Annotated in this window: 7 protein-coding genes; 6 read left to right on the top strand and 1 reads right to left on the bottom strand. The window is 69.6% G+C overall.

What is annotated here, in order from left to right:
• The 6 genes from EXE44_RS02380 to EXE44_RS02355 form a co-directional block, all read left to right on the top strand.
• A partial coding sequence (locus EXE44_RS02380) for a bacterio-opsin activator domain-containing protein (RefSeq protein WP_199241170.1) occupies positions 1–561 on the top strand: 561 nt, incomplete at its 5' end.
• Between the two features lie 129 nt (positions 562–690).
• The gene (gene acs, locus EXE44_RS02375) at positions 691–2,685 is read left to right on the top strand and encodes an acetate--CoA ligase (RefSeq protein ID WP_137715804.1); all 1,995 of its coding nucleotides are present in this window, start codon (positions 691–693) and stop codon (positions 2,683–2,685) included.
• 105 nt (positions 2,686–2,790) lie between these two features.
• Positions 2,791–3,237: a DUF4212 domain-containing protein gene (locus tag EXE44_RS02370; protein WP_137715803.1), complete on the top strand. Its 447-nt coding sequence runs from the start codon at positions 2,791–2,793 to the stop codon at positions 3,235–3,237.
• Complete coding sequence (locus EXE44_RS02365; protein WP_137715802.1) at positions 3,234–5,042, top strand: VC_2705 family sodium/solute symporter; 1,809 nt, start codon at positions 3,234–3,236, stop codon at positions 5,040–5,042. Before EXE44_RS02370 ends, EXE44_RS02365 begins: the two co-directional genes overlap by 4 nt.
• The gene (locus EXE44_RS02360; protein WP_137715801.1) at positions 5,042–5,503 is read left to right on the top strand and encodes a universal stress protein; all 462 of its coding nucleotides are present in this window, start codon (positions 5,042–5,044) and stop codon (positions 5,501–5,503) included. Before EXE44_RS02365 ends, EXE44_RS02360 begins: the two co-directional genes overlap by 1 nt.
• Before the next feature lie 108 nt (positions 5,504–5,611).
• A complete protein-coding gene (locus tag EXE44_RS02355) occupies positions 5,612–5,884 on the top strand; it encodes a hypothetical protein (RefSeq protein WP_137715800.1) in 273 nt (90 codons plus the stop codon).
• Positions 5,885–5,914: 30 nt separating this feature from the next.
• Here EXE44_RS02355 and EXE44_RS02350 read toward each other — a convergent pair whose 3' ends face one another.
• The gene (locus tag EXE44_RS02350) at positions 5,915–6,571 is read right to left on the bottom strand and encodes an NAD(P)-dependent oxidoreductase (protein ID WP_137715799.1); all 657 of its coding nucleotides are present in this window, start codon (positions 6,569–6,571) and stop codon (positions 5,915–5,917) included.
• Positions 6,572–6,587 lie beyond the last annotated feature (16 nt).

Below are 6,587 nucleotides of genomic sequence, written 5' to 3'. Positions count from 1 at the left end.
CCGCAGGACGTCGCGACGGTGGTCGAGGCGTCGCCGGGCGTCTCCGACTTCCGGGTGATCGAGACCCGGGAGGACGGCTGTTCGGCGTCGCTCCGGCTCGCGGACGGGTCGCTGGTCAGGGCGCTCGTCGACCACGGCGCGACCGTGCGCGACGCGTCCGCCGCAGAGGGGCGGGTCCGCGTCGTCGCAGACTTCCCCGAGGGGACGAACGTCCGCCCGGTCGCGGATGGGCTCCGCGACCGGTTCGCGGACGTCAGGCTCGCGAGCAAGGAGTCGGTCGCGCGCTCGCCGCGCACGGAGTCGGCGCTGCGGGACGGGGTCGCCGACCGCTTCACCGACCGCCAGTGGGCGGCGCTGTCGGCGGCGTACCACGGCGGCTACTTCGACTGGCCGCGCGGGAGCACGGCCGAGGAGGTGGCCGACGCGATGGGCGTCTCGTCGCCGACGTTCCACAACCACCTCCGGAAGGCCCAGCGGGCGCTCCTCGACGGCGTCTTCGAGGACGAGGCCGACCGCCCGACCCGGAGGAACGACGAGCGGGCGACCCCGTCCGGCGAGTGAGCGGTCGGCGACCGGGTCGCGAACGCGGTCGACGGTGCGGGCCCCGCGGCCTGGGTGCGGAATCCCTCACGATTTTTCGTATTTAGCGTCAGCGTTTATATGCCGATATTGGTTGGGTACGACCGTACCATGACAGAGGGAGACGGCCAACTGGAAGCGAGATTAGCGGAGCAAGAGGTATTCGAGCCGTCGGAGTCGTTCGTCGAGCAGGCGAACGTGTCCGACCCGGAGATATACGAGGAGTTCGAGGAGAACTGGCCCGAGTGCTGGGAGACGGCCGCCGACCTGCTGGAATGGGAAACCGACTACAACCAGGTGCTCAACGACAGCAACCCGCCCTTCTACGAGTGGTTCACGGGCGGCGAGCTGAACGCGTCGGCGAACTGCCTCGACCGGCACCTCGACGAGCGCGGTGACGAGGCCGCCATCGAGTGGGTCGGCGAGCCCGTCGACGAGGACGACCGCACGTACACGTACGAGGAACTCCACCGCGAGGTCAACGAGTTCGCTGCCGCCCTTCGGGAGCAGGGCGTCGAGGAGGACGACGTGGTCACGATGTACATGCCGATGATCCCGGAGCTGCCGATCGCGATGCTGGCCTGTGCGCGCATCGGCGCGCCCCACAGCGTCGTGTTCGCCGGGTTCTCGGCCGACGCGCTCGCGACGCGGATGAACGCCGCCGACTCGGAGTACCTCGTCACCTGCGACGGCTACTACCGCCGCGGCGACCCGCTCGACCACCTCGACAAGGCGAACGAGGGGCTCGCGGCCGTCGAGCACGACACGACCACAGTCGTCGTCGACCGGCTGGGGCCGAACGGCGACGGCTTCGGCCACGACCTCGGCGACGACCAGGTCGACTACGACGACCTCGTGGCCGACCACGAGGGCGCCGAGGTCGAGCCGGTCACCCGCGACGCCGAGGACATGCTGTTCCTGATGTACACCTCGGGCACGACGGGGAAGCCGAAGGGCGTGAAACACACGACCGGCGGCTACCTCTCGTGGGTGTCGTGGACCTCGCAGTCGGTCCTCGACATCAAGCCGGATGACACGTACTTCTGTTCGGCCGACATCGGCTGGATCACCGGGCACTCGTACATCGTCTACGGCCCGTTAGCGCTCGGGACGACGACGATGATGTACGAGGGCACGCCCGACCACCCGGAGCGCGACCGGCTCTGGGAGATCGTCGAGGAGCACGAGGCGACCCAGCTGTACACCGCGCCCACCGCGATCCGCGCGTTCATGAAGTGGGGCGCGGAGTACCCGGACCGCCACGACCTCTCCTCGCTGCGCCTGCTCGGCACGGTCGGCGAGCCGATCAACCCGCGCGCGTGGAAGTGGTACTACCAGCACATCGGCGACGAGGAGTGCCCCGTCGTCGACACGTGGTGGCAGACAGAGACCGGCGGGATGATGGTGACGACGCTGCCCGGCGTCAAGGACATGAAGCCCGGCGCCGCGGGGCCGCCGCTGCCGGGGCTCGACGTCCAGATCCTCGACACGCTCGGCGACGAGGTAGAGCCCGGGAAGGCCGGCTACCTCACGGTACAGAAGCCGTGGCCCGGCATGCTCCGGACGCTGTACAACAACGACGAGCGCTACATCGAGGAGTACTGGGCGGAGTACTCCGACACCGACAGCGACGACCCCGACGACTGGGTGTACTTCCCGGAGGACGGGGCGAAGATCGACGACGACGGCTACATCACCGTCCTCGGCCGCGTCGACGACGTGCTCAACGTCTCCGGCCACCGGCTGGGGACGATGGAGATCGAGTCGGCGATCGTCGGCGTCGAGGGGGTCGCCGAGGCCGCGGTGGTCGGCGGCGACCACGACATCAAGGGCGAGGCGGTGTACGCCTACGTGACCACGGAAGACGGCTACGAGGGCACCGACGAGCTCCGCGAGGCGATCGTCGCCGGCGTGGAGGACGCCATCGGGCCGATCGCCCGCCCCGAACAGGTCGTGTTCACGCCGGACCTGCCGAAGACCCGGTCCGGCAAGATCATGCGCCGCCTGCTGGAGAACATCGCCGACGGCGAGGAGCTCGGCAACACCAGCACGCTTCGGAACCCCGAGATCGTCGAGGAGATCCAGAAGAAGGCCGACGCCGAGTAGCGCTCGGCGAACCGTTTTCCGTTCGGTCCGTCCGCGACCACGGCGGACCGCACGACGGGAACCATCACGAAAAACCACACAGACAAGATCACAACGGACCAAAACATGACAGATAATACCTCACGCGGCGGAGACGACGCGGCCACCGACGGCGGCGGCGCGACCGGCGACGCTGCCACCGACGGCGGCGTCGCGTCGTCGGGAGCCGCACAGGCGCACAGCAACACCGACTACCTCGGGGCGGAAGTGAATATCCTGAACCCGAGCACGCCGTACATGCGAGACCACCTCCGCATCGTCTGGACGGGGTTCGCGATCTGGGTCCTCGCGGTGTGGGGACCGGTGACCCTGACGAACCTCGCGCCCGGCGTGATGACGCAGTCGATGCCGATCTTGCAGTTCCCGCTCCACTACTTCCTCGTCGCGTTCGGCGCGCCGACCAGCGCCCTCGTCTTGGCGTTCTGGTACTCGCGAAAGCGGGACGCGCTCGACGAGAAGTACGGCATCGAGCACAATGATGTCGCGGCGACCGACGGAGGGGTAGACGAATGACGGCGGGCTCGCTGCTCCTTCAGAGCGAACTGCTCCCGGAGGCGCTCGACATCTCGTTCAAGATCGGGCCGGCGCTGCTCGTGATCGGGATGCTCGGGCTGTTTCTGACGATCGGGTTCGTCTTCCGCGTGGCCGACACCGACGACATGTGGGTCGCCGGGCGGTCGATCGGGAACGTCGAGAACGGGATGGCGATCGGCGCGAACTGGATGTCCGCGGCGTCGTACCTCGGGATGGCGGCGTCGATCGCGCTCGCCGGCTTCTACGGGCTGGTGTTCGTCGTCGGCTGGACGACGGGCTACTTCATCCTCCTCATCTTCCTCGCGGCGCAGCTGCGCCGGTTCGGGAAGTACACGGCGCCGGACTTCGTCGGCGACCGGTTCAACTCCGACACCGCGCGCGCCATCGCGGCGGTGACGACGTTCCTCATCGGCTTCGTCTACGCCATCGGGCAGGCGAAGGGGATGGCCCTGGTCGGCCTGTACATCTTCGGTAACTACGGCGGGCTGATCCCGGGCCTCGACGGGTACCAGGTGATGGTCGTCGCGATGATGGTCGTCACCGTCGGCTACCTGACGCTGTCCGGCATGCTGGGCGCCACGAAGAACCAGGCGGTCCAGTACGTCATCCTCATCCTCGCGTTCGTGGTCGGGCTGTTCGTCGTCGGCTACACGAACGGCTACTCCACGGTGCTGCCGCAGCTGGAGTACGGCGCGCTGATCAGTCAGCTCGGCAGCGAGTTCTCAGAGCCGTTCGCCGGGTCGAGCTACTACCTCTGGGTCGCGACGACGTTCTCGCTCATCGTCGGCACGTGCGGGCTCCCGCACGTGCTCGTTCGGTTCTACACGGTCGAGAGCGAGCGGACCGCCCGCTGGTCGACGGTCTGGGGGCTGTTCTTCATCTGTATCCTCTACTGGAGCGCGCCCGCGTTCGCGGCGTTCGGCACCGACCTCTACTCGCAGAACGTCGGCGCCACGTACGGCGACCCCGGCATGACGAGCGCGGCCAGCGAGGTCATCGTCGTGCTGGCGGCGCAGCTGTCCGGGCTGCCGGAGTGGTTCGTCGGCATCGTCGCGGCGGGCGGTATCGCCGCGGCCATCGCGACGGTCGCGGGGCTGTTCATCGCCGGCTCGTCGGCGATCAGCCACGACATCTACACGAACATCATCAACGAGGACGCGACGCAGCGCCAGCAGATCCTCGTCGGCCGCCTCTCGATCGTCGCGCTGGGCGCGCTGACCACGCTCGCGGCGCTCAACCCCGCCTCGTCGATCGCGGCGCTCGTGGGCTACGCGTTCTCGCTCGCCGGCTCCGTGCTGTTCCCGATGTTCTTCCTCGGCATGTGGTGGGAGAACGCCAACCGCCAGGGCGCGCTCGCCGGCATGACGACCGGCCTGACGCTCTGGTCGATCCCGATGATCAACCAGATCGTGCCGACGTACATCGGCTCGCTGGAGGCGCCGCTGTCGGCCGGGCTCGCGACGTGGATGCCCGCCATCGGCTCGGCGCTCATCACGCTCCCGATCGTGTTCGTCGTCACCATCGTCGTCTCGATGGCCACCGACGAGCCGTCGCTGGAGACGAAGCGGATCGTCCGCCAGTGTCACAGCCCCGAGCCGATGGGGCAGCAGGAGACCGCCGAGGACGTCGTCGCCGCGGACGGCGGCGAAGACGTGGCGACCGACGGTGGTCGCGCAGTTGACGACGCGGCCACCGATGGCGGCCGCGCAGTAAACGACGCGGGCGCCGAGGGTGACCGCGCGGTGGACGCCGGCGCCGACGACACCACGGAGGGGGAGCGGTGATGTACGAACGCATCCTCGTTCCCACGGACGGCAGCGACGTCGCGGAGGCCGCGGTCGACCACGCGCTCGACCTGGCGGAGAAGTACGACGCGGAGGTCCACGCGCTGTACGTGGTCGACATCGACTCCGTGAACTTCAGCCTCGGCACCGAGCAGGTCGACCGGCTCAAGCAGGGGCGGTTCGACGAGATGGGCGAACTGAAGGAGCGGGCCGACGAGGCGACGGGCGCCGTCGCCGACCGCGCCGACGAGCGCGGCGTCGACGTCGTCGAGCACGTCTCCGGCGGCCGCCCGCACAAGGTGATCGGCGACTACGCCGAGGACCACGGGATCGACCTCATCGTGATGGGGAGTCACGGCCGGGCCGGCGTGCGCCGCGCGCTGCTCGGCAGCGTCACCGAGCGCACGCTGCGCTCGACGCACGTCCCCGTCCTCGTCGTCGACTACCTCGAGGAGGACTGAGGTCGCCGCGCCGGGACCGCCTCTCCCGGACCGGGAACCGATTCGTCGCGCGGACGACGCCGCGCGATTCCGCAACATCGACGTACCCCTTTCACGCACACTCTATCCATGCCCGACTCGGACGCCGCGGAGACGCCGGACGACGAGACAGACCTGAGCGTCGCCGACCGCGCCCGGACGGTGCTCAGCGAGAACGGCACCGGCATGGCGCAGGACCTGCTGTTCGCGCTCGCGTGGGTGGGACTCGCGTCGCTGCTGTACGACTTCGCCTTTCCGACGGCCCCGCGGTGGGTGCTGTACATGTTCATGCTCGCTGGGATCCCGGCGTACTTCGGCTTCTTCATCTCGCTGGAGGTAGCCAAGGAGCGCAGCGCCCGGTAGCGACGCGCTCGGCGACGCCGCAGCGTCGCGTCACCCGGCGAGTTCGCGGATGTCGGACACGTCGAGCAGCCGCTCGTCCGGGTCGAGCGCGGCGCGGTACGACGCCCGGGCGACCGTGCCGACGGCCAGCGGCCGCGCCTCGCCAAGCCGCGAGGCGATGGGTCGCGCGCTCGCGAGGAACCGGAGGACGCGGTCGGCGACGCCCGGGAGGTGCGGCTGTCCCTCGCCGTACACCGGGCCCGGGCGGAGCGTCACCACGTCCAGGTCGAGGTCCGCGATGGACGACTCGGCGCGGCGCTTGGCCGTCAGGTAGGCGTTCCGCACGCCGGGGGGCTTCGCCGCCGCGGAGAGGAAGACGAAGGCGTCGACGCCGGCGCGTTCCGCCTCCAGCGCCGTCAGGACGGCCGCGTCGCCGTTGACCCGTTCGAAGGTAACCCCGTCGCTCGGCGACTCCGTGAGCGCGCCGACCGAGTGGACCACGGCGTCGACGCCGTCGAGGCGGTCGCGCCAGGCGTTCGGGCGGAACAGGTCGGCGCTCGTCCACGAGACGGCGTCCGCCCACTCGGCGTCGATGTCGGGGCGGCCGCTCCGCGAGACGCTGCGGACCTCGTGGCCGTCGCGGACCGCGAACCGGCAGACGTCGCGCCCGATGAAGCCGCTGCCGCCGACGACGAGGAGGGTAGCCATGTCGCGGCGTACGCGC

Origin of the sequence: Halorubrum sp. SS7 (genome assembly GCF_005435055.1) — an archaeon.
Lineage (GTDB): Archaea > Halobacteriota > Halobacteria > Halobacteriales > Haloferacaceae > Halorubrum > Halorubrum salinarum.
Note: the sequence above shows the minus strand (reverse complement) of the source record. Positions and strands in the feature narration are given on the sequence as shown.